Annotated in this window: 14 protein-coding genes; 10 read left to right on the top strand and 4 right to left on the bottom strand. The window is 38.6% G+C overall.

The window, feature by feature from the left end; translation table 11 throughout:
* Positions 1-6 precede the first annotated feature (6 nt).
* From HXT29_RS02455 to HXT29_RS02445, 3 genes are all read left to right on the top strand, one after another.
* Entirely contained in the window at positions 7-846 is an 840-nt protein-coding gene (locus tag HXT29_RS02455; RefSeq protein WP_004106907.1) for an ABC transporter ATP-binding protein, read from the top strand.
* Between the two features lie 17 nt (positions 847-863).
* The gene (locus HXT29_RS02450) at positions 864-3,557 is read left to right on the top strand and encodes an ABC transporter permease (protein WP_064340419.1); all 2,694 of its coding nucleotides are present in this window, start codon (positions 864-866) and stop codon (positions 3,555-3,557) included.
* Between the two features lie 383 nt (positions 3,558-3,940).
* Positions 3,941-5,986 (top strand): hypothetical protein, encoded by a 2,046-nt coding sequence (locus HXT29_RS02445; protein ID WP_004106902.1) that lies wholly within the window; start codon positions 3,941-3,943, stop codon positions 5,984-5,986.
* 81 nt (positions 5,987-6,067) lie between these two features.
* Here the strand turns inward: HXT29_RS02445 and HXT29_RS02440 are convergent, their stop codons facing one another.
* The gene (locus HXT29_RS02440) at positions 6,068-6,850 is read right to left on the bottom strand and encodes a response regulator (protein WP_004106900.1); all 783 of its coding nucleotides are present in this window, start codon (positions 6,848-6,850) and stop codon (positions 6,068-6,070) included.
* 18 nt (positions 6,851-6,868) lie between these two features.
* The gene (locus HXT29_RS02435; protein WP_422118439.1) at positions 6,869-9,397 is read right to left on the bottom strand and encodes a sensor histidine kinase; all 2,529 of its coding nucleotides are present in this window, start codon (positions 9,395-9,397) and stop codon (positions 6,869-6,871) included.
* A gap of 116 nt (positions 9,398-9,513) precedes the next feature.
* Between HXT29_RS02435 and HXT29_RS02430 the strand changes: the two genes are divergently transcribed.
* The 4 genes from HXT29_RS02430 (at position 9,514) to HXT29_RS02415 (ending at position 13,893) form a co-directional block, all read left to right on the top strand.
* Positions 9,514-10,896, top strand: a complete 1,383-nt coding sequence (locus HXT29_RS02430; protein ID WP_116442687.1) for an alpha/beta fold hydrolase — start codon at positions 9,514-9,516, stop codon at positions 10,894-10,896.
* A gap of 126 nt (positions 10,897-11,022) precedes the next feature.
* On the top strand, positions 11,023-11,826 hold the full coding sequence (gene proC / locus HXT29_RS02425) for a pyrroline-5-carboxylate reductase (RefSeq protein ID WP_422118438.1): 804 nt from the start codon (positions 11,023-11,025) through the stop codon (positions 11,824-11,826).
* Positions 11,827-11,880: 54 nt separating this feature from the next.
* On the top strand, positions 11,881-12,969 hold the full coding sequence (ychF, locus tag HXT29_RS02420) for a redox-regulated ATPase YchF (RefSeq protein ID WP_004106888.1): 1,089 nt from the start codon (positions 11,881-11,883) through the stop codon (positions 12,967-12,969).
* A gap of 159 nt (positions 12,970-13,128) precedes the next feature.
* Positions 13,129-13,893: a L,D-transpeptidase gene (locus HXT29_RS02415; RefSeq protein ID WP_004106885.1), complete on the top strand. Its 765-nt coding sequence runs from the start codon at positions 13,129-13,131 to the stop codon at positions 13,891-13,893.
* A gap of 102 nt (positions 13,894-13,995) precedes the next feature.
* Here the strand turns inward: HXT29_RS02415 and HXT29_RS02410 are convergent, their stop codons facing one another.
* Positions 13,996-15,057, bottom strand: coding sequence for a YeiH family protein (locus HXT29_RS02410; protein WP_410295873.1), 1,062 nt, complete (start codon positions 15,055-15,057; stop codon positions 13,996-13,998).
* Between the two features lie 220 nt (positions 15,058-15,277).
* Here HXT29_RS02410 and HXT29_RS02405 point away from each other — a divergent pair, with 220 nt between their 5' ends.
* The 3 genes from HXT29_RS02405 (at position 15,278) to HXT29_RS02395 (ending at position 20,934) form a co-directional block, all read left to right on the top strand.
* Entirely contained in the window at positions 15,278-15,643 is a 366-nt protein-coding gene (locus HXT29_RS02405; RefSeq protein WP_101892149.1) for a DUF488 domain-containing protein, read from the top strand.
* A gap of 337 nt (positions 15,644-15,980) precedes the next feature.
* Complete coding sequence (locus HXT29_RS02400) at positions 15,981-17,270, top strand: uracil-xanthine permease family protein (protein ID WP_004119362.1); 1,290 nt, start codon at positions 15,981-15,983, stop codon at positions 17,268-17,270.
* 133 nt (positions 17,271-17,403) lie between these two features.
* Positions 17,404-20,934, top strand: a complete 3,531-nt coding sequence (locus tag HXT29_RS02395; protein WP_422118437.1) for a UPF0182 family protein — start codon at positions 17,404-17,406, stop codon at positions 20,932-20,934.
* Between the two features lie 100 nt (positions 20,935-21,034).
* Here the strand turns inward: HXT29_RS02395 and HXT29_RS02390 are convergent, their stop codons facing one another.
* Positions 21,035-21,826, bottom strand: a complete 792-nt coding sequence (locus HXT29_RS02390) for an ABC transporter permease (RefSeq protein ID WP_116971367.1) — start codon at positions 21,824-21,826, stop codon at positions 21,035-21,037.
* Positions 21,827-22,046: the final 220 nt, after the last annotated feature.

Below are 22,046 nucleotides of genomic sequence, written 5' to 3'. Positions count from 1 at the left end.
GCAGTTATGAACAGTCCGTACGAAACAAGCTCATACGAGCAAGAAAATGCTTTAGATTTTAGAGCAGATTTTAACCAAAACTTGATTGGTGAGACGGCAGTTGCAGCTTTGCATGTTGTTAAAGATTTTGGCAAGGGTGCAGGCATTGTTCACGCTTTGCGAGACGTTAGTGTTAGCTTTGAGCGCGGCAAGTTCACTGCGATTATGGGCCCGTCTGGCTCTGGAAAGTCAACTTTAATGCATTCTTTGGCTGGTCTTGACAGCGTTAATTCTGGAAAAGTTTTGGTAGATGGCCTAGATATTACAGGAATGAGCGATAAACAGCTTACGCTTATGCGACGCGAAATGGTTGGGTTCATTTTCCAAAGTTTTAATCTTCTTCCAATGTTTAGTGCTGAGCAAAATATTCTTATGCCTCTTACTTTGGCAGGCAAAAAGCCAGATAAGCAATGGTTTAATACTTTGGTTTTAACTCTTGGCTTGCAAGATCGCTTAAAGCATAGGCCTGCTGAGCTTTCTGGCGGTCAGCGACAACGCGTTGCAATTGCTCGAGCTTTAATCTCTAAGCCTTCCGTAGTTTTTGCGGATGAGCCTACCGGTAATCTTGACTCTGCTTCCAGCTCAGAAGTTTTGCATTTTTTGAAGAAGTCTGTAACGGAACTTGGTCAAACTGTGATTATGGTTACTCACGACGCTGTTGCAGCGTCTTATGCGGATCGAGCAATCGTGTTTGCAGATGGTCAAATCGTTGAAGACGTGCAAAATCCTACTGCAGAAGGAATGAGCAAGATGCTTATGGAACGCAGCGAGGCTGGCGTTAATAATCAGCCTGCTCAATTGCAATAAAAGGTGGTGAAGTTAGAATGTGGAAAATCGCACTAAAACTTATGCGTAAAAGCGTGCGCATGCTAATCGCCTCTGGAATTGCAATTCTTATAGGCAGCATGTTTATGAGCGCTACTTTGCTTTTTGCAAACAGCGTTGATGACTTGATGGTTCGTAACGCAACAAATGAATTCGGTAGCGCAAATTATGCAATCTCATTTAAAAATCCTAACAGCTCTCCGAGTAGTGAAATTCATTACAAAGACCTTCATTTAGACAAAATATCGAAGATGCCTGGTATCAACGGTATTCGTAGTGACGATGCGACTGCGCTTGTAAGAGTGGAAAAAGGTGATAAATCAGTTACAAGTATTGCTTGGTCTAGTGGTTTGTATGGAAATCTTCCTGTTTATAAATCAACAGAAGGTAGAGATCCGCAAAAAATAGGCGAAATTACGCTTATTAAAAGTATTGCAAAATCAATACATGCAAACATTGGCGATACTATAACTTTGGTTAAAGTAGATGACACTGGCGGAGATAAAGAAAAATCGTACGATGTTCGTGTGGTTGGTCTTGTAGACGATGGAGAACATTCTCAAATACCAGTTTCAAATCGCGGCACGTATCTTGGTGGAGTAACGAATGATTTTTGTGCAAAACTCAACAATCTTAAGAATTTTGACAATGAAGTTGTGCAAAGCAAAGTGTACATGAGTATTGATGAATCTAAAATAAACGATTTATCTCCTAAGATTAACTCTTTGCTTCCTTCGAGATTCTCTCTTATGTCTAGGCATGAAGTTGGCGTAAGAGCTGTTCGAAATGTGTCTAACGGCACTAATTTTGTAACCATGTTCTTGCTATCTTTTGGTATCCTAGCGTTGCTTATTTCTTCGCTTGTTATAGCAAACACATTTCAAGTTTTGGTTGCTCAACGCAGACGCACTCTTGCACTTTTGCGCGTAATCGGCGCACAATCGCACCAGCTTTATGCAGCAGTTTTGCTTGAAGCCGCAATACTTGGAGTTATTTCTGCGGCTGTTGGCGTGCTTTGCGCAATAGGATTTATGGGCGCAATTAGTAACGTGAATATTAATTCTGGACCGTTATCTAAGATTCCTTTGATTGTTTCACTTCCGGCAATTGTGTGGCCAATAGCAATTGGTACGATTGTAACAGTTCTTGCATCTATGAGTGCTGCTCGATCTGCTACAAAAGTAACGCCTATGGAAGCGCTGCGACCAATGGATTTGATTAAAGATAAGCGTGCAAGCATTATTCGCGCTGTTTTTGGCGTTCTGTTTATTGTTGTAGGTATTTTAGCTACGGCTTTAAGTGCTACTTCTTTGGCAAGCATGATTGCGGGTAAGTCGCCTACTGCTGGTTCTGACTCTTGGATGACTTTGCTTGGAGCAATGTTTGGTTGTGCGCTTGTTTTTATTGGCATTATTATTACAGCAACATTCTGGATGCCGTTTGCTATGAAGGCAACTGGAGCAATTATGGCGCTTTGTGGGCCCGCGTCTAAAGTTGCTAATGCAAACGTGCAAAGAAATCCTAGAAGAGTTGCAGCAACTGGAACAGCTTTGCTTATTGGAGTAACGCTTGTTTCTACAGTAGTAACGGGCGCAATTTGTGGTAAAGCAACTCTTAAAGGTGTTGTTGATGACCATTACAGTGTTGACATTATTATTCAAGGCAAGAATGTTGATGAATCTTTAGCTGCCGACATTTCAAAGATTAGTGGAATAAAGCATACTGAGTTGCTTCCTGCAGTTCCTATGACTTTTAAGAACGCTAAGGGCAAAACTGAGTATGCTATGGCAGCTGGAGTTGATAATGTAAATCAACTTAAAAATGTAATGCACACTGATCTTGATGGCGTTAATATAAACAAAGATTCTGTGCTTTTGCCTAAGTTTAACGAAGAAGGGGGAGAACCCTTTGAACTTAAAAAAGGAAACCTTAATCTACAAGCTTATGTAGAAAAGTACAGTTCTGGTGAAACAGACAGTGATGATATTACGCCATTTACCGGAATGAATACAGACCCGAGTAATAACGATAAGAGCATTACTGTAAAGCAAGTTCAGTTTAAGAAGTATAGGAATGTCAATATATATTCAAGGAATACTGCTTTTGTGAGCAAATCTTACTTCAATAACTACCTTAAGCCTACAACGCATATTCTGCTTATTTCGGTAGACTCTAGCAAAGCTAATCTTGTAGATATTGTTAAGAATATTAGAAATATTACATCTAGCTATGCGGAGGTTATGGCTGGTGGAAGCGTGTTCCAGCGAGCGCAGTGGGAAAGTGCTATCGACGTAATGATGATGTTGCTTGTTGGCTTAATAGCAGTAGCTGTTGTGATTGCTTTAATAGGTGTTGCAAACACATTAAGCTTGTCTGTTATTGAGCGAACCAAAGAATCTGCAACTTTGCGAGCAATCGGCATGACAAGAGGACAGGTTAGAAGATCTCTTGCGTTGGAAGCAACGTTGATTTCCTTAACAAGCACCGTTTCTGGCTTGATTGTTGGAACAGCGTTTGGGTGGATTGGATCCTACATGGTGTTTAGCGCAATTGGCAAAGTTCCGTTTGTAATTGATTGGACTATTTACGCGGTTCTTGCTCTAATCGCTTTGCTTGCAGCGCTTCTTTCCAGCGTTCTTCCAGCTCGTAGAGCAGTAAAGTCTTCGCCAGTAGTTGCGCTCGCGGAGGACTAAATTTCGTAAGAACATATGTGAAAAGATAGTCTGTAGAAGTTAAGTTGCAGAAAAAATAGAGATAATGCCGGTATGTAAATTTTACTTATCGGCATTATCTTTTTCTTAGGCTTTTTCGACACTCTGAAAAAATTTGTAATATTGTTATTATTTTTTAAAAATTATTGTGTATAACTATTCGAATTATATAATATTATGTGCATAATTGGCATTTTTTATTAATGGTCTTCAAAAATAATACGATTATTATTCATTATGACAAGTTTTATCGGAAATATTCCGAATAAATAGCGTTGAAAATGTATTTATTCCTTTGTTATGCTCAAGGATGACTGCTGACATAAGTTAGACATGAAGGCCGCTACGAGCAAGGAGTAACAAATATGGTAACGGTCAAGAAAAAATCTGCCGCAGCAATCGCAGGATTTGTTTTGTTCCTGCAAGGCCCAATGCCAGCATGGGCGCAAGAAGCTGTTGAGGATGTACAAAATACGCAAGCTCAAACAGAGGTGACTGCAAAAGCATCTACTGAAGAAGCAATTGAAAAAGCTGAAGAGCAGGTTCAGCAATTAGAAGCTCAAATTGAAGAGTATAAGAAAAAAGTTGCAGAATTTGACGATCTTTTAAGTAAAATCTCTGAAACTGAAAAAGGATTTGAAAACGTTGAGAAAGATAAGGAAAAGGAACTTTTAGAAGCTGAAAATGCATTGAAAATGGATTCCGAAGCCGCAAAAGTAAAAATTGCAGAATTTGAAAAATCCAAAGAAGAAAAGGATAACGAGCTTATTGGATTAAAAGCCGCATATGAACTTTTAAAAGAGCAATATGATCATGCAAAATTAGCTCTTGATGCTTTGCAAAGTGACGAAGAAGAAAAAAGTCAAACAAAAGAAAGAGCTGCAGCTAATATAAAACAATATGAATCACAGATTTCAGATCTTCACAAAGAAGTAGATAATCTTAATGAATCTATTGCAAGTGATTCTGCTCAAATTAAAGAGTATGATACAAAAATCGGTGAATTGGAATCCGCATTAGAAAAAGTTGATCCAAACGATGGTGATAATATTTATTCTATAGCGGAGCAGTTTAGAAAAGTCTCTAATGATCAAACTTCACTTAGCAAAAAAGTTGAAGAAAATAAGAAACTTGTTGCTGCTAAAGAAAAAACTGTGAAAGAATTAGAAGTTCTTTTCCAGAATGCAAAGCAAGAATTTGAAAAAGTAAGTGAAGATCTTCAAAAAATTAAAGATCAAATTGATGAGTCTAAAAAAGATGTAGCTAGTAAGCTTGAAGCTTCCAACAGTAAAGATTCTGAAGTAAAGAAAGCAGAGTCTGAAACAAAGCTTCTTAATAATATTATTGAGAACTATAAGTTAGTTGACGACAAAAAGAAACTAGATGAAAAAATTAAGTCATTAAGAAATGGCTTTGAAGGCGCTAAAACATTTAAGAACAATCAGATTCAGGAGAGAACTGCGAAAAGTGATTTAAAGAAGCAAGCTGAGGATTCTTTAAAGGACGCAGAAAAGAATCTTGAGGAAGCTAAAGCTAAAGTTACTATTCTTAAAGCTCAATTGAAGAAGGAAAAAGATCAAAAAGATCAGCAAAGTGGTAACAGTTCTGCTGGTAATAATGAGGCAAAAGAATCAGGAAAACAGACTGGTCCTACTGCTCCAGCACCTTCTGATTCTAAAAAAGATAATGAATCTCAAGAGCATGCTGCTCCAGTCCCTGCACCTCCAGTAGCATCTGCTCCGAAAGTAGCTGCTCCTGCCGAATCCGATACACAATCAAATGCTGCTTCTGAGGTTCCTAAAGCTAAGGTTCCAGTGCCATCTGTTAATTCTCCGGTTGTGCCGCCAGCTTCTGCGGCTCCAACAGTACCAGTTCCTACTGTTCCTACTGTTCCGTCGGCACCTGCTGCTCCTGCAACCCCTGCGGTTCCAGCAGTTCAAGTTGAAAATAATTCAACTCATGTTGTTCCTGCAGCTTCTGCGGTTCCAGCAGTGCCAAGCTCCAAGCCTTCTGATGCAAATACTCAGAAAGTAGTAGTTCCGGTTGTTGAAATAGTTAAAAAGGTTTCTTCTGCAGCCGAATCTCATGCTCCAGCTGCTGCTAATACTTCTTCTTCGCCTGTGACTCCGACAGACAATACTTCAAAAACAAACAAGTCAACCGAATCACAGGTTTCAGAAGAAAACTCTACGAAGCCTGAAAATAACAAGGGTGATGTTGAGGAAGTTGAAGAAAAGACTCCTGTTGAAAGCAATAAGCCACAAGCTCAAGCTAAAGTTGCAGGCGAAAACAAGTCTTCTGGTAATATGCTTAGCACTATAATGCTAGGCGTTTTGGGTGCATTAACTATTTCTGGAGCTGCTGCTGCCGGCGTGACTGTTATGCGTCACCGTCGCCTTCCAAGAGCATAAATTAAAAGGCTACTAGGTACGTTGATAATCTAAATTGCGGCTATTTGTGTCTATGCATAAACAGCCGCAATTTTATATTTTTTACGGCTTAACTAAGCCATTTTCGTAAGCGAAAACTACAGCTTGAACGCGGTCTCTAGCATCGATTTTTCCTAAAATATGCGCAACATGCGTTTTTACTGTGGGCAAGCTAATAAATAGTTTGTCAGCAATTTCCTGATTTGAAAGTCCGTGAGCAATTTCAACAAGAACTTCGCGTTCTCTATCAGTAAGTTCTGGAATAGCAGAATTTTCGTATGTGCAGCTTTGCGTTTCTTGTACATCCGGATTTGTTTGCGCAGTCGAACTTGCCTGTACATCGTAACTTGCTTGTGCGGTATAATTCGCAGCACTGTTTTCTGTAGTATTTGTTGCTACTTTGCTTTGCTGAATCATAGTTTCAATCAAACGCTTCGTAGCAGTCGGAGCAATAATTGCGTTTCCTTGATACACTGTTCGTATTGAATTAAGCAAAGTTTCAGGTTCAGTATCTTTCAAAAGGAACCCGGAAGCGCCAGCATGAATTGCAGCCATAACATATTCGTCTAAATCAAAAGTTGTCAGAATAATAATTTTAGTATTTTCGTTAGTTTTTTGCTGCAGAATCTTGCGAGTTGCTTCCAATCCGTCCATTACAGGCATGCGAACGTCCATAAGAATAATGTCTGGATGATCTCTTTCTGTAATCTCTACTATTTGTTTTCCATTCGCTGCTTGAGCAACAACTTGCATATCTTGCTGCGAGTTAATTACCATAGCAAATCCTGCACGAACAAGCTCCTGATCGTCTGCTATTGTAACGCGAATTACTCCATTGTTTTCCATATTTTCTATAGTATCAACTTATTCTTGCTTATTTAATGCACTGTGTTGAATTTGCTCATCGAGCGAGGGAGCAGGGCGAACTGCAATTTCAGTTACATTCGCACCATTATTTGCTGAATTAACGCTTGATCCTGTTTCTCGCAAAATTCCAAGCAATTTTCGCATATATTTTAGTGCTGAGCGACCTTCATCTCCAATATTTTTGAAAGCTTTACTAATTTCTTCACTTTGTCCCTGTGATTGCTCTGGGTCTGATGACTTTCGATTTTCTGTATTGTTATTTGCTTTTTCGTATTTATTTAGCATATCAATTCCGTTATTTGCGGCATCGATTACTTTATGCAGTGTAACAGCAACTTTTTGCTGAATATTTGAGCTAAGTCGCTGCCTTTCTGCGTTTGCTGCAAGTACTTCTAGCTGTTTTTGTTCTTGCTCGAGTTCTGTTCTGCGTGTTTTTAGAAGCAATAAATTATTGTCATCGTTTCTTCGGTAATAAGCAAACGCAATAACTGTAAAACAAATTAACGCAACTGCGAAACCAAAAACTAATCCTACGGATGCCATTTGCATAATGATATAAAAATTAGTCGTGTCTATATTCGATGTAAAGAATTGTATTGGAGTTGCATTTTTTGGAATATTTCTTGATGCGATGCCAATTTTTAGTGCAAAAATAGCAGATTCTAAAAGTACTATTGCGCTAATCCATTGCCATGCGCGCTTTTTGCCGTATAGAACCGCAGCATAAATAATGCTTGGAATGAATAAGTTAGCAAACAAAATATTAGGTAAGAATATTAGCTGTATTGCAGAAAATATTGCGGCAACAATTGCGCATGTTGTTGGAGATTTTCTACGGAACATAAACGGCACCATGGTTGCAAGAGTAAATACTCTATAAAATATTTCTAACGAAAGTGAGTCGAAATATTGTGAAGACATTCCATCTCCAAGAATAAAATCATAAGTTGGTACAAAAAGCATCAGAACAATCCAAGGCGCTGCATAAATAATGTCTCCAATAAGCCAATGTTGTTCAAACCATTGTGATACTTTCTCAATCTTATTTTGTGAAGCATTTACTTCTGGAAAAACTTTTGATGAGGTTGGAACATTTGCATTTGCCGGTTTTGTTTGCGCTACTGATTGATTATTAATTTTTGCATTCTTATAAGTAACGTTAGGAATACTATTTAATACAGAAGCAGTAGTATTTGACGGGTCTGTGCTGTAAGAATATGGAATAAAAGCAACAATACTAAACGTTCCATCGTTTAGTTTCCCGTAATTAAGCGTTCCGTGAAGATTTTCAATGCGTTCTTTCATGCCAATTAAGCCATAACCGTTTTTATGCTGCGCATTGCTATTTTGCGTTTGGTTAACTTCGATTTTGTGTATTTCATTTGTAATTTTTAGTTTTAAACCTTGGTTGTTCCATTCTTCATGAATGTTTACTTTAACGCATTCGCCTGCATGCTTGCGAATATTAGTAAGTGCTTCTTGAATAATTCTATATGCTACAGTTTGTGCAGCTTTGTTGAGTTTATGAGAAGAATTTATGCCATCAACAGTATGCCAAAAAATATTATTTGGTGAAGCAATTCGCGCTTGCTCAATAAGTGATGGCACGTGATTCAAATTAGTGTCGTTAGAAGGTGCATCAGTTAAAGCTTCTAGCAGCCTACGCATGTCGTGAACGGCGCGCTCAGCTTCATTTTTAATAATATGCATTGTTTTTTTAGCGAGCGAAATATTTTGTGTTGCGGCATAACGGCCGCCATCTGCTTGCACAATAATAATAGAAAGCGTATGAGCAACAATATCGTGCATATCTCTAGCAATTCTTGCTCGCTCTGCAGTAACAGCAATGTGTTGAGCTTTTCGGCGGTACGCGCGAATAGCGTTATTGTGTTCTTGCAAAAGTTGAATAGTATGCACATGAGTGCGCTGCCAGTAGCCAATAATAACCGTAATAGTGGTAATAATAATCGCAAAAATTATGGAAGGAATCGCAAAATTAAGTATATTTGAAACGCAATTTTTTATATTACTGCTATTTATATTTCGTACACTGCAGGTATAACTAGATTTCGAATGATTATTGCCATATATTGGTCCCATTACAACATTCCACGATATTAATGCGCAAGATAATATGGTTGTTATGTAAGCTGTAATAACAAAAACTTTCGTATGCGTTGGGTTTCCACGCGCAATAGCGTTAACAAGCAGCACGAAACCAAAGAAATCAGCGAAAAGTTGAGCTGGACCAAATATTACTTGCACAATGCAAATAACAATAAAAATAATAGCCGCCTGTTCAGGCCATATCTTTCTTACTGAAAGTAGTAGTGCAACAACGATATTTGTAAGCGCTACTGTAACCAGCGAACCCTGAGTCAGTAAACCGTCAACATAGCTTATACTATATCTATTGTTTGAAAGTATAAAAAGAATAAGTGGAATAATACCCCATAATATGTCGTTTAATGTGAGCTCTTTTCGTAAGGGCTGTATAACACTTTGAAACATATTAGGTACTTTCATAATTACTAGGCTAGTGCATAGCACTTTATAGAACAATCGAACTTGAGTATGATTTATATAAGAATGTGTAATTGACATTGCATGTAGCATGCAAGAGTACAGAAAGGGAGTGCGAAATGGCGTTGCTTACAAGCTATTATGTTCCGGGATTGCATATCGAAGAACGTGCAATTGACGTGCCGCTTGATTGGGAAGGAAACACTCCTGGTGGAGCTATTAAAGGCGAAACAATCCGATTGTTCTGTAGAGTAGTTTGTGCTCCTGAGCATGTACATGATAATTTGCCTTTGTTAGTATTTTTGCAAGGAGGTCCTGGTGGGCAGTGTCCGCGACCACTTTCGCCTTCTAGTGATGGCTGGATTCAAGAAGCTATTAAACATTTTCGCGTAGTCTTGCCGGATCAGCGTGGTGTTGGGCGTTCTTCAAGAGTAGACGCTTCAACTATGAAGCGCATGGCAGATGACGGAGTAAGCGTTGAACGACAAGCCTGGTATTTAAAGCGTTTCTTGGCTGACTCTATTATTCGCGATTTTGAACATCTGCGACTTACTGAATTCGATGCTAAGCCATGGGTTTCACTTGGTCAAAGCTATGGTGGCTTCTTGACTCTTACATATCTGTCACTATTCCCTCAAGGATTAATTGCAAGCTTTACAACAGGAGGTATTCCTCACGTTCCAGCAAATGCGCGTGAAGTCTATGAGCATACTTTTCCTCGTATGGCGCGTAAAACTGAGCAATTCTATGAGCGCTATCCGCAAGATGTTGCTCGTGCTGCAGCTATTGCAGATCGTATTGCACAGGGTGATGTTGTGCTTCCGAACGGTGAAAAACTTACGGTTGAGCGATTCCAAATGTTAGGTTCTTCATTTGGAATGAAACCAAGTTTTGAACGAGTGCATTGGTTAATTGACTCTGCATTTGCAGATGGTGATGGTTCCTTGAAAGCATTTAAGCACGGCGGAGGAGCTTCTGCAGGTAGTTTAAGTGACGAATTTGTGTATGGTGTCATGGATTCTACAGCTTCTAGTCCACTTTATTGGCCATTACAAGAATTTATTTATGCTGATGGTGAATTGGAACACCCAATTTTGTGGGCTGCTCAGCAGGTTCGAGAAACTATGCCAGAGTTTTCTGGTTCTGCTCGCCCTATTATGTTTACAGGTGAAGCAATGTTTCCTTGGATGTACGATCAAGAGAAAGCTTTGCAACCATTCCTTCCAGCTGTTGACTGCTTGATGAAAGATAAGCAGTTTGGCAAAATTTACGATCAAGATCAACTTGCTAATAACGAAGTTCCATTGCAATCAGCAGTGTATTTTGATGACATGTATGTCGATTCTGGTCTTCAGCTTGACACTCTTTCTCGTATTGCCAACTCCCACTATTGGACAACGAACGAGTTTGAGCATGATGGTTTGCATGGAGACATTGTTTTCCGTCATTTGTTTGATGAGGCGCTGAATCGTGGTGATTTGGAGGGAATTTATAAGAGATAAGCCATATATAAAGGTAATAATTTTAATATGCGCAATGATTATAGTGCACTCTTTGCTATGCTATACATCTGTTTGCTTAGTAATGAGTGCGCTATTGTTTTATCAATGCGCTAAAGGGGGTCGTGTATGAGTACTTGTGTATCTGAAACTGTTGGTTTTATAGGTTATGGCAACATGGCACAAGCAATCGCTAAAGGTGCACTGAATGCTGGCGTATTACAAGGTGAAAATATTGTTGCTTGCGCGCATAATTTTGAAAAACTCGAGCGTAATACTTCGCTGATTGGCGCTCGCGCTATGCACACTGCTCAAGAAGTATGTGAAGCAAGTGATGTGATTATTATTGCTGTAAAGCCATATCAGGTTGCTGAAGTACTTAAGCCAATTTGTGAAATTATTAATGAACGAGGTATTGCTGTTATTTCCGTTGCAGCCGGTTGGACGCTTGAGCGTTACATGGAACTACTTGGCAAGGAAGCTCATGTTCAGTGCATTATTCCTAATACTCCTATTTCTGTAGGCCAAGGTGTGACTTTAGCTGAAACTACTCATACGCTTACTGATAGTCAACTTTCAATGTTTAATGCTTTATTTGAGCCAATTTCTTTGGTAGAGCGAGTGACTAGTGATCATATGAATATTGCAATGTGTATTTCTAGCTGCGCTCCAGCTTTTACAGCAATGTACATGGAAGCATTGAGTGATGCTGGTGTGAAGTATGGTTTGCAACGTGATTGTGCTTACCGTTTGGCTGCAAAAATGATTGAAGGAGTAGGTGCGTTATACATGGATTCGCGCACGCATCCTGGTGCTATGAAAGATGCAGTGTGCTCTCCTGGAGGAACCACTATTCGTGGCGTTGCTGAGCTAGAATCTCGCGGATTTAGGGGAGATGTGATTGCTGCAGTTGATGCTATTGAAAATAAATAGTAAATAAAATCAAGTTGTGTCGGCTTTCCCGGCGCTGGTCTAAACTAGGTAAATATGTCTTTAACTATTGGAATCGTTGGATTGCCAAACGTTGGTAAGTCCACTATGTTTAATGCTTTAACCCGCAACAACGTTTTGGCGGAGAATTATCCGTTTGCAACTATTGAGCCTAATACTGGTATTGTTCCGCTTCCGGATCATCGTCTTCCAGTTTTAGCTAAATTAGTTAATACTGAAAAGATTGTTCCAGCAACAGTTACTTTCGTTGATATTGCAGGCATTGTTAAGGGTGCTTCCGAGGGTGAAGGTTTGGGCAATAAGTTCCTTGCTAATATTCGCGAAGCAGACGCTATTTGCGAAGTTGTGCGCGCATTTAATGATGATGATATTGTGCATGTTAACGGCAGAGTAGATCCTGCTGACGATATTGACACGATTAATACTGAGCTAATTCTCGCCGATATGCAAACTATTGACAATGCTCTTCCAAAGTTGGAAAAGGATTTGCGCGGTAAGAAAGTTACGCAGGAATACGTAGACGCTGTAAATAAAGCTAAGGAAATTCTTGAATCTGGAAAGACTATTGACCAGGCTCATAACGAAAAGCTTATTGATAAAAACGATGTGTATGATTTACACTTGCTCACTGCTAAGCCATTTATTTACGTGTTTAACGTGGATGATTCGGAGTTGGCTGATGAAGATTTGAAGTCTAAACTTTCTGCATCTGTCGCTCCTGCAAAAGCAATATTCCTTAATGCTCAGTTTGAGTCCGAGCTTACTGAACTTGACGAAGCTGATGCTCGTGAAATGCTTGAAGATGCTGGTTTGAAGGAATCTGGTTTGGATCAACTTGCGCGTGTGGGATTCGATATTTTAGGTCTTCAAACCTATTTGACTGCTGGTGTTAAGGAAGTTCACGCTTGGCAGATTCATAAAGGTTGGACTGCTCCACAAGCTGCTGGTGTGATTCACACTGATTTTGAGCGTGGATTTATTAAGGCAGAAATCGTATCTTATGATGATTTCGTTGCTGCTGACGGTTCTATGGCAAAAATTAAGGAAGAAGGAAAGCTTCGTCTTGAAGGTCGCGACTATGTGATGCAAGACGGTGATATTGTCGAATTCAAATTTAATGTATGATTATTTTCATGTTCGTTCAAAAAAATTTATGATTTTTATGTTACGAGTGATTTTAATATCATAATAAATAAAAGATTTATTTTTTTTTTAAGCGTTGCTCTCCTCGGTTTGCTGTTAAACTAGGGGGAGCGACGTTTTTGCTTTTACAATGGAGATGTTATGCAATTTATTCGTAACTTTGTGAGCGATATACGCAAGTGTGTTCGCATTGTTGCAAGATTTTGCAAATGGTGGAAGCGTAGTTCTAATTTTGCTCGTTGTGTTGCATCAGCTTTATTGGCTACATTATTGATTCCGTTCTTCTGCTTTGTTGGTTTTGAAACTTCTAATGTTGTTTCTGCTTCTTTAAGGCATAGTGCTCAGTTAAAAAAAATTAATTTGAGTGAGCGTGAAAAAATTGATTGCAAAATAAGCAAACTGAACGGTAATGATAAATCTTTTATTAAAAAATATTGCAAAAATTATCTAGAAAATAAGTCTTTACTTAAACCTAATTTTTGGAAATATCCTACTGGTGGAGCCTATCCTAATCTTACAGGAATAAAGGTTTCGGATTTGCATGTGAATGTAAATTTGAAAAAACAGCGTGTTTATATTATTGCTCATGGGAAAACTGTGTATTCAATGGTTATGAGTTCTGGAATAAAAGACTCGACTCCTCATGGTAATTATCAAATTAATGGTCGTGGTGATCATTTCTTTAATCAAGATGAAAAAGTTGGAGCGGATTACTGGGTTGCTTTTATTGGATCGCAATATTTATTCCATTCTGTGCCGACGAATTATAATTTTGGAGAATATATTCCGTCAGAAGGCATGAAGCTTGGAAAGCCTGCATCGCATGGTTGTGTGCGTTTAAGCGTTGCGGATGCCAAATGGTTTTATAAAAATATTCCTGATGGAACGGCTGTGCATATTGGATAGATTTTTCAAAAATACACGAAAATAAATTATCGAGAATATAAAATGAGGATCTTCAAACGAAGACCCTCATTTGTTAAGCAAAACTATTTTGTAATGTTGTATTTAGAAGAACAGTACTGCAGCTGCATAAGCCAAAGCAACTAAAACAATAGAAGCTAGGAAGCTTGCTGCAAATGCTGCGCGACCTTGCTTAAAAATAGCTCGGAAGTTTACGTTAATTCCAAGTGCAGCCATAGCCATGCCAAGGAAAACGTATCCTGCTTCTACAAGAGTTGATGCGTGAGCTGTTATGAAAGGAACATAAGTTCCAATAACAGATGCTGCAATAAAGCCAAGCATAAACCATGGGAAGCTAATCTTATGCTTTCCGCCATTTTCAACTTTGCTATGACGAGCATTCCACCAAATTGCAATAAAGATGGAAGCTGGAACGAGCATAAGAACTCGTGAAAGCTTCATGATTGTTGCAACATCGATACTATCGAATGCTCCGCCAGCTGCAACGGCATGTGCGATTTCGTGAAGTGATGCACCAGCTGTAATGCCAAGCTGCTGCTTAGTCATGCCAAAGTTAGGCAGGATGAAGATTTCAGCAAGAGCGTAAATAGTGCCCATAATTGCAACTGTTGCAACAGCCATAACTTCGTTCTGTTCTTTCTCATCTTCCTCTTCTGGAAGAACTGGCATTGAGCCAGAAAGACCCATAACTGCAGCAGCTCCACAAATACTTGTGCCTCCTGCTGTAAGCATTGCAAGCTGAGGATTTACCTTCAAGAGTTTAGCAATGTTATAAGTTATGCAAACCATTATTGCAACTAACACAGCTGCAATAGGCAAGCATTTAATGCCCTTGGTAAACAAATCATGCAAATTCAGCTTAAATCCGAGGAGAATAATACCTAGGCGAAGAAGTTTGTTTGCAATCAAACCAGCAGCGCTTTTAACGCCTGCTCGCCTTGAATCATTATTCATTTTGTACACGTGCAATGGCAGCTGCAGAGCCATGCCAACAAGCAACGCAATAATAAGAGCACCAAGTAATTGGAAACCTGGGTACTGCTTAAGCCAGCTACCAATGAAGGAAGCTAGAAGTGTCAATACAGCAATAAGAGCCATATCGATGGTGCAGATTTTCTTTTTCCATGTATCAAAGAAATTAACCATTTAGCCAAGTATTCTCCCATAATCGGACAAAAACGAACATAAATTAAAAAATTAAGCAAATTTTATATAATTTTGCTGCAAATAAACGCGACACGCCGACATAAAATCACATAATCGAACATAATAACTCAATTTATATCGCATATATCTTTTGCTAGTAAATAATTCCTTGAAAAAATAAATAAAGCTGCGATTATAGTAAACGTATAAAGGAGATTTTATGAACAAGTGCACTGTGAAGATTAAGCGTGTGTATGAAACGGTTAGTGAAGATGATGGTGTGAGAGTCTTGGTTGATAGACTTTGGCCGCGTGGTATAAGCAAAGAATATGCTCATATTGATAAATGGCTTAAAGATATTGCTCCTACTTCGCAGTTACGCAAGTGGTTTAATCATGATCCGGAGCATTTTGAAGAATTTTCACATCGTTATGTTGAAGAACTTGATTCAAATCATGAAGCTGTTGGTGTGATTATGGATTTGTTTAATAAGTATCAAACTATAACTTTGTTGTATGCTGCAAAAAATCCAAAAGTAAATCACGCATTAGTTTTGCAAGAATATTTACAAAAATTACTTGCTTGAATATGTGTTTACTAATTTTGCGATTGTTTAACTTTGCCTAACTTTAATTATTTTATAAACATAAGTTAGTAAGTATCAACTTTAGTTGGTGTTCATTGCATTCTTTTCAACACGCCGACTTTGCTTGATATTCCAACAAAAATAAAAAACAAAACTGTAATTTTTTTCTTATGCTCGACACTTTCGTTTTGCAACATTAGAATGTCCCTTTGGCATATGGGTCGGTGGTGCAATGGACCTCCCAGAAGCTGCCATCCCAGCGCTCAATGAGTGCTTGTTTTTTAGCGACACTTGTTTACACAACATTCTGCATAGCTTGTTTTTGCAAGGAGAAGAAATGAATTCATTATTCACGTGGCAGCTTCACGGTAATGGTAAAACGTTAAAGCCTGGTGAAGTTGTAGAGCCAGACGAGCGTTTGACTTGGACTCGTACTGCTGGAATTGGTGCTCAGCATGTTATTGCAATGTTTGGTGCTACGTTCTTGGTGCCTATTCTTACAGGCTTTGATCCATCAACAACATTGATGTTCACTGCTATTTCTACAGCACTGTTCTTACTTATTAACGCAAATAAGCTTCCTAGTTATCTGGGAAGCTCTTTTGGTCTTATAGCACCTGTTATGGCTGTAACAACAGCTCATAAAGGTATTGCAGTTGCAAGCTTTGGCATTATGTGCACAGGTTTACTTCTTGCTCTTATAGGTGTGCTTGTACATTTTGCAGGAGCTAAGTGGATTGACATTATTATGCCGCCTGTTGTAAACGGTGCAATCGTTGCAATTATTGGTTTTAATTTAGGACCTGCAGTTTGGACTAATTTCCAGAAAGCTCCAGATACGGCTCTTGTGACATTAGTTGCTGTAATGCTTATTGCTGTAGTATTTCGCGGTCTTCTTGGTCGTTTAAATATTCTTTTAGGTGTTCTTGTTGGTTACGCTTATGCATGCTTCCAAGGTCAAGTCGATTTTAAAAAGATTGAAGAAGCTTCTTGGATTGGTTTTCCTAAATTCCACACTCCACAAGTTGATTTCTCTGTTCTACTTATGTTCTTGCCGGTAGTACTTGTTCTTATTGCAGAAAATGTTGGTCACGTAAAGTCTGTAGCTCAAATGACTGGTCGCGACTATGACTCTAAGATTGGAACTGCATTATTTGCAGATGGTTTTGGTACAGCTATTGCTGGTTTATTCGGTGGCTGTGGTACTACTACGTACGGCGAAAATATCGGTGTTATGGCCGCAACAAAGGTCTATTCTACTGCAGCTTATTGGTGTGCTGCAGCTTTTGCATTCATCCTGAGCCTTTGCCCAAAGTTTGGTGCTGTTGTAAACTCAATTCCAGCTGGTGTTCTCGGTGGCGTGACCACTTTGCTTTACGGCATGATTGGCATGATTGGCGTAAGAATCTGGGTAGAAAACAAAGTGAACTTCGATAAGCCAGTGAATATTATGATTGCTGCAATCGTTATGATTATTGGTATTGCTAACTTCCAGTTTGCTATTTCTGGCATTCAGTTCAACGGTATTGCAATCGGAACCGTTGTGGTGTTGGTTGTATATCACTTATTGAAGGCTATTGGAAAGCTTACTGGTACGATCGCTAAAGATGATCCTGATGTTGCCTAGCTTAAATGCTCCAATTTGATTTAATTTAATCGCTTTAAGCGCGCTTGCATTAATTTGCGGGCGCGCTTTTTGTAATTAGTTTTGATTACATAATATGTAGAGTGGGAATAATTAATATAGTACTATTAACTTTATGTTGAAACTCATCATAGAAATAATTATTGGCGTTGCATGGGCTGCTTTTGGCGTGTATATGGCTAAAAAACCTAAAAATACTAAGACGCATAAGCGTGCCGATTATACAAGCGACGGAAAGAAAAAGCGCCAACAAGATAACGATTCTACTGATTCTATTGAGCAAGATGTAATTGTAGAAAGCATTGATGAAGATAATAAAAGTGATGATGTTGTTGATAAAGACGATTCTAAAGAGGATGCTAAAGACGATTCTAATAGTGAAAACAAAGGTAAGACTTTTTCAAAGTTTACAAAAAAAATAGAAGATTGGGCAGACTATTATAGTGATGATGGTGACCTTGGTGACCTCTTTAGTGATTTATTAGAAGCTAAGAAAAAACTAGAGAACAAAGGCGATTTTCCAAAAAATAGCGAAAGTAATAATATCAATAAAAGCGATTATAAGAGCACTGAAAATAAGGAGCATAAGCGTTCTATGAGATTAGAGTTTAATGTAGGTAAATTTATTGGCGGCTCAAGAAGATGGCGGTGGATTCTTGCGATAGTAGTGTTAATCGTTGTGCTTGCTATAGCTGCAATATTTGCTCTCGCAAGGTTCATAACTGATTGCATGTGGTATTCACAGCTAGGCTTTGAAAGCGTTATTTGGATTCAACTTGCAGCAAAAGTAGGCGTTTGGGTGCTTTATGCAATATTAATGTCTGCTTTTGGCTACTTGTCTGCAGCTTTGGCAATAAAAGCGCGTCCAAGCAATGCAGATGGAACTTATATTCGAATTAAAGGCAATGTTATTGATTTAAAGCAGGGAATTAGTTCAAAGCTTGCTTTGCATGTTGCAGGAATTTTTTCATTGATTGTAGGCGCGGTATTTGGATTTAAATTCTACAATCATTGGGCGCAAATTTTGTTAATGTTTAACGCCCAACCTTTTGGCATTAAGGATCCGCAATTTGGAATTGACAATGGGTTTTATGTATTCGTACTACCAGGATTAAGGTTATTTATAAGCGCATTTGTGCTCTTATTGGTAATATCCCTTGTTTTCTCTATTATTACGCATGTTCTTATGGGAGCAATTCGTTTTAGCATGCCTATCGACGGTAAAGGCATATTAAGTATTACAAAACGAGCACGTAGACAAATTTCTGTATGGTTTATGCTTGTGATTTTGACGTGGGCAGCTCAGCAAATTTTAGACATGTTTGCTGTTGTAACTCTTGACGGTCCTCGTATTACTGGCGGTTCATACACGGATATGAATGCTGGAGTTCCTGGAAGCATAGTTATGGCAGTAATTACAGTGTTAGTTGGTTCTGTTATTGCATTTTGGTTTATGAAATCTCACGCTTTATCTGTAGAAGCACCAATTTCAGTGCGTTTTAAAACTGCTGTAAAAGCTTGGAAAACTCCGACTATTGCTTTAGCTTTTATGATTGTTTGCTCAATTGTTATATCTTTTGCCTGGCCGGCACTTGTGCAGCGATTTAAAGTTGCTCCTAATGCTCAGGAATTGGAAGCTACTTATATTCAGCGTAATATCGATGCTACAAAGTTTGCTTACGGTCTAAATAATGTAAAGAAAGAATCGTATAACGCTACTTCTAAAGGTAAATCAGGTGCATTATCAAAAGAAGCAGAGTCAACTGCGCAAATTCGTTTGTTAGATCCACAAGTTACGTCTCCAACTTTCCGCCAATTGCAGCAATCGAAGCAATACTACACTTTCGCAGATACGCTTTCAGTTGATAAATACGATATTGACGGTGTAAGCCAAGATACAGTTATCGCTGCACGTGAACTCGATTTAGCTGGAAACGATAATCGAAACTGGGTTAATGATCATACAGTTTATACGCATGGCTACGGAATTGTTGCAGCCTACGGAAATAAAGTAACTACAGATGGTCAGCCGCAATTCATGGAGTACGGTATTCCTGCTCAAGGCAAACTTACTAAGTCGCAAAAGTATGAACCACGTATTTACTTCTCTCCGAATGCTCCTGAGTATTCTATCGTTGGATCTCCAAAAGGGACAGCTCCATGGGAGTTTGATTATCCGACTGGTTCTCAAGGTGCATTAACTACTTTTAATGGCAATGGTGGTCCAAGTTTAGGCAATTTCTTCTCTAAACTTTTGCATGCAATTAGGTTTGGGTCTGATCAGATTCTTTTCTCTGATCGTGTGACTTCTGAATCTCAAATTTTGTATGATCGTGATCCTAAGACACGTGTGTCTAAGGTTGCTCCTTACTTAACTTTGGATGGTCGAGTTTATCCTGCAGTAGTAGATGGTCGCGTTAAGTGGATTGTTGATGGCTATACTACTTCTGATTCTTACCCTTATTCTCAGATGACTGATTTTGGTAAGGTAACTCAAGATTCCACAACAACAACTTCTCATTCTATTAAAGGATTGACTAATCAGCGAGCAAACTACATTCGTAACTCTGTGAAAGCTACGGTTGATGCTTATGACGGATCTGTTGATTTGTATGTGTGGGATACGAAAGACCCTGTAATCAAGGCTTGGAGATCAATTTTCCCAGGTCACTATCACGATATTTCTAAGATTTCTGGTGATTTGATGAAGCATTTGCGTTACCCAGAAAGCTTGTTTAAAGTCCAACGTCACTTATTAGCAAAATATCACGTAGATACAGCAAGCCAATTCTTCTCTGGAGAAGACTTCTGGCAGATTCCTGTTGATCCAACTGAATCTCAAAAAGCACAAAAAGAAGATATTTTGCAACCTCCATACTATTTGACTTTGCAAACTGGAGACGCAAAGAAACCAGTATTTTCGCTTGTCTCTACTTATATTCCAGCTGGTAAAAGTACGCGTGAAATATTGACTGGTTTCTTGTCTGTTGATTCAGATGCGGGGGATACTCCTGGAAAGATCGGTTCAAATTACGGTAAGATTCGTTTGCAAGAATTACCCAAGATATCTAATGTTCCAGGACCTGGCCAAGCTCAGAATAATTTCAACGCTAATGCAAATGTTTCTAAAGAATTGAATTTGCTTGAATCCGGTTCTACTAAAGTTAAACGTGGCAATTTGATTACATTACCTCTTGGTGGAGGACTGGTTTATGTAGAGCCTGTTTATGTGCAATCTAGCGGTTCTACTAGCTATCCTTTGCTTAAGAAGGTGTTAGTTGCGTTTGGAGATCAAGTTGGATTTGCAGATACGTTAGATGAAGCACTTAATCAAGTATTTGGCGGAAACTCGGGTGCTTTGGCTGGTGATGCTTCTAATAATTCTTCTTCAAACAATGCTGCTGAAAGTAATGAATCTAAGGATGCTGATTCTAAAGAAGGTAGCTCTAAGGAAAGTGAGTCTAAGAATTCAGAAAAATCTCATTCTATGAGCCAAAAAGCTAAAGAAGCACTTAAACGTGCAGCTCAAGCGTTAAAAGATTCTGATTCTGCTATGCGATCCGGAAACTGGGAAGCTTACGGAAAGGCGCAAAAAGAGCTGAGCGATGCTATTAATGAAGCAATGAAAGAAGAATCAGGTAAGTAGTAAGTTTTCATTAATATCTCAGTTTGTGAGTTACAAAAGTAGCGAATGTTGCGTTATTTTCGTCACTTTTGTAACTCACATGTGCTGTTTTAATGCAATTTCACAATTGGCTATCTGGGTCATCATCTTCGTCTGCTGAACCAATCATAATTCTTTCACAAACGTTAACAATGCACATAAGAAGCGCAGTAAGAATTATTATTACTATTGTTGCAGAAAAAATAAGTGGTGTTCTAAATGAGTTATAAGCGAATTGAAGCCAAATTCCTAGCCCATCTTTGGCTCCCAGATATTCCGCAGTTGAAGCAGTTCCAAAAACATAAGCTGCACTAATACGTATGCCACCAAAAATTTGGCGAGCTGCAACCCTTAATTTAACATGCCACAAAGTCCAAGTTCTACCTGCTCCACAAGTTAAAGCAACATCTGTATAAAAACTTGGAACGGCGTCAAGACCTCGTATAGTTTGCACAGCAATAGGGAACATGCTGAAAACCATTACTATTACAATTTTCCCCGATATTTCAAAACCAAACCAAATCAAAAAAATTGGCGCAATAGAAATTAATGGCATAGTTTGCGCTGCGCATAAAAGAGGGAATAAAGCAGATTTAACAAGCTTACAAACATGGAAAATAACACCTAAAAGAATTCCAACTACTATTGCAATAGAAAAACCGATAACTGTTTCTTGTGTTGTAATTAATGCTGCAGGTAATAGAGTTGGCAAAGCGTCAGCTGTTGATTGAACAATTGAAGATGGTGTTGGAATCAAATTTTCCGAAATTTTATAATATTCGCATGAATACTGCCAAAAAACAAGTAAAACTATTACAGAAAATACAGTTGGCAGATATTTAATTAGCATACGTTTAAAACGCGATTGCGTCATGAAAACTCGATTCCTTTCTTTAAAGGACTTCGATTGCTGCCCCAATCGAATTATTTAAAACTACAAACAGCATGTACATTCTATTAGAAGCGCACAACTTCTGTGAATTTAATAGTGTACATTATTTTTATTTGTCTATTTAATCGTTCATAATCTAAATGTTTCGTGAGTCAATGTGTGGCAAACTGTAGCAGATTGAATCTGCTCAGGGGCATTGAAC

The organism is Gardnerella sp. DNF00550 (assembly GCF_049262685.1).
Classification (GTDB): domain Bacteria; phylum Actinomycetota; class Actinomycetes; order Actinomycetales; family Bifidobacteriaceae; genus Bifidobacterium; species Bifidobacterium leopoldii.
The sequence above is the reverse complement of the archived record's forward strand: the minus strand, read 5'-3'. Positions and strand labels throughout refer to the sequence as shown.

Excerpts from the sequence above, each read along its gene's own strand:
- proC (WP_422118438.1), top strand. The coding sequence starts at position 11,023 with ATGAGTACTTGTGTATCTGAAACTGTTGGTTTTATAGGTTATGGCAAC.
- HXT29_RS02400 (WP_004119362.1), top strand. The coding sequence starts at position 15,981 with ATGAATTCATTATTCACGTGGCAGCTTCACGGTAATGGTAAAACGTTA.
- HXT29_RS02435 (WP_422118439.1), bottom strand. The coding sequence starts at position 9,397 with ATGAAAGTACCTAATATGTTTCAAAGTGTTATACAGCCCTTACGAAAA.
- HXT29_RS02405 (WP_101892149.1), top strand. The coding sequence starts at position 15,278 with ATGAACAAGTGCACTGTGAAGATTAAGCGTGTGTATGAAACGGTTAGT.
- HXT29_RS02415 (WP_004106885.1), top strand. The coding sequence starts at position 13,129 with ATGCAATTTATTCGTAACTTTGTGAGCGATATACGCAAGTGTGTTCGC.
- HXT29_RS02430 (WP_116442687.1), top strand. The coding sequence starts at position 9,514 with ATGGCGTTGCTTACAAGCTATTATGTTCCGGGATTGCATATCGAAGAA.
- HXT29_RS02410 (WP_410295873.1), bottom strand. The coding sequence starts at position 15,057 with ATGGTTAATTTCTTTGATACATGGAAAAAGAAAATCTGCACCATCGAT.
- HXT29_RS02390 (WP_116971367.1), bottom strand. The coding sequence starts at position 21,826 with ATGACGCAATCGCGTTTTAAACGTATGCTAATTAAATATCTGCCAACT.
- HXT29_RS02450 (WP_064340419.1), top strand. The coding sequence starts at position 864 with ATGTGGAAAATCGCACTAAAACTTATGCGTAAAAGCGTGCGCATGCTA.
- HXT29_RS02455 (WP_004106907.1), top strand. The coding sequence starts at position 7 with ATGAACAGTCCGTACGAAACAAGCTCATACGAGCAAGAAAATGCTTTA.
- HXT29_RS02395 (WP_422118437.1), top strand. The coding sequence starts at position 17,404 with ATGTTGAAACTCATCATAGAAATAATTATTGGCGTTGCATGGGCTGCT.
- HXT29_RS02445 (WP_004106902.1), top strand. The coding sequence starts at position 3,941 with ATGGTAACGGTCAAGAAAAAATCTGCCGCAGCAATCGCAGGATTTGTT.
- ychF (WP_004106888.1), top strand. The coding sequence starts at position 11,881 with ATGTCTTTAACTATTGGAATCGTTGGATTGCCAAACGTTGGTAAGTCC.
- HXT29_RS02440 (WP_004106900.1), bottom strand. The coding sequence starts at position 6,850 with ATGGAAAACAATGGAGTAATTCGCGTTACAATAGCAGACGATCAGGAG.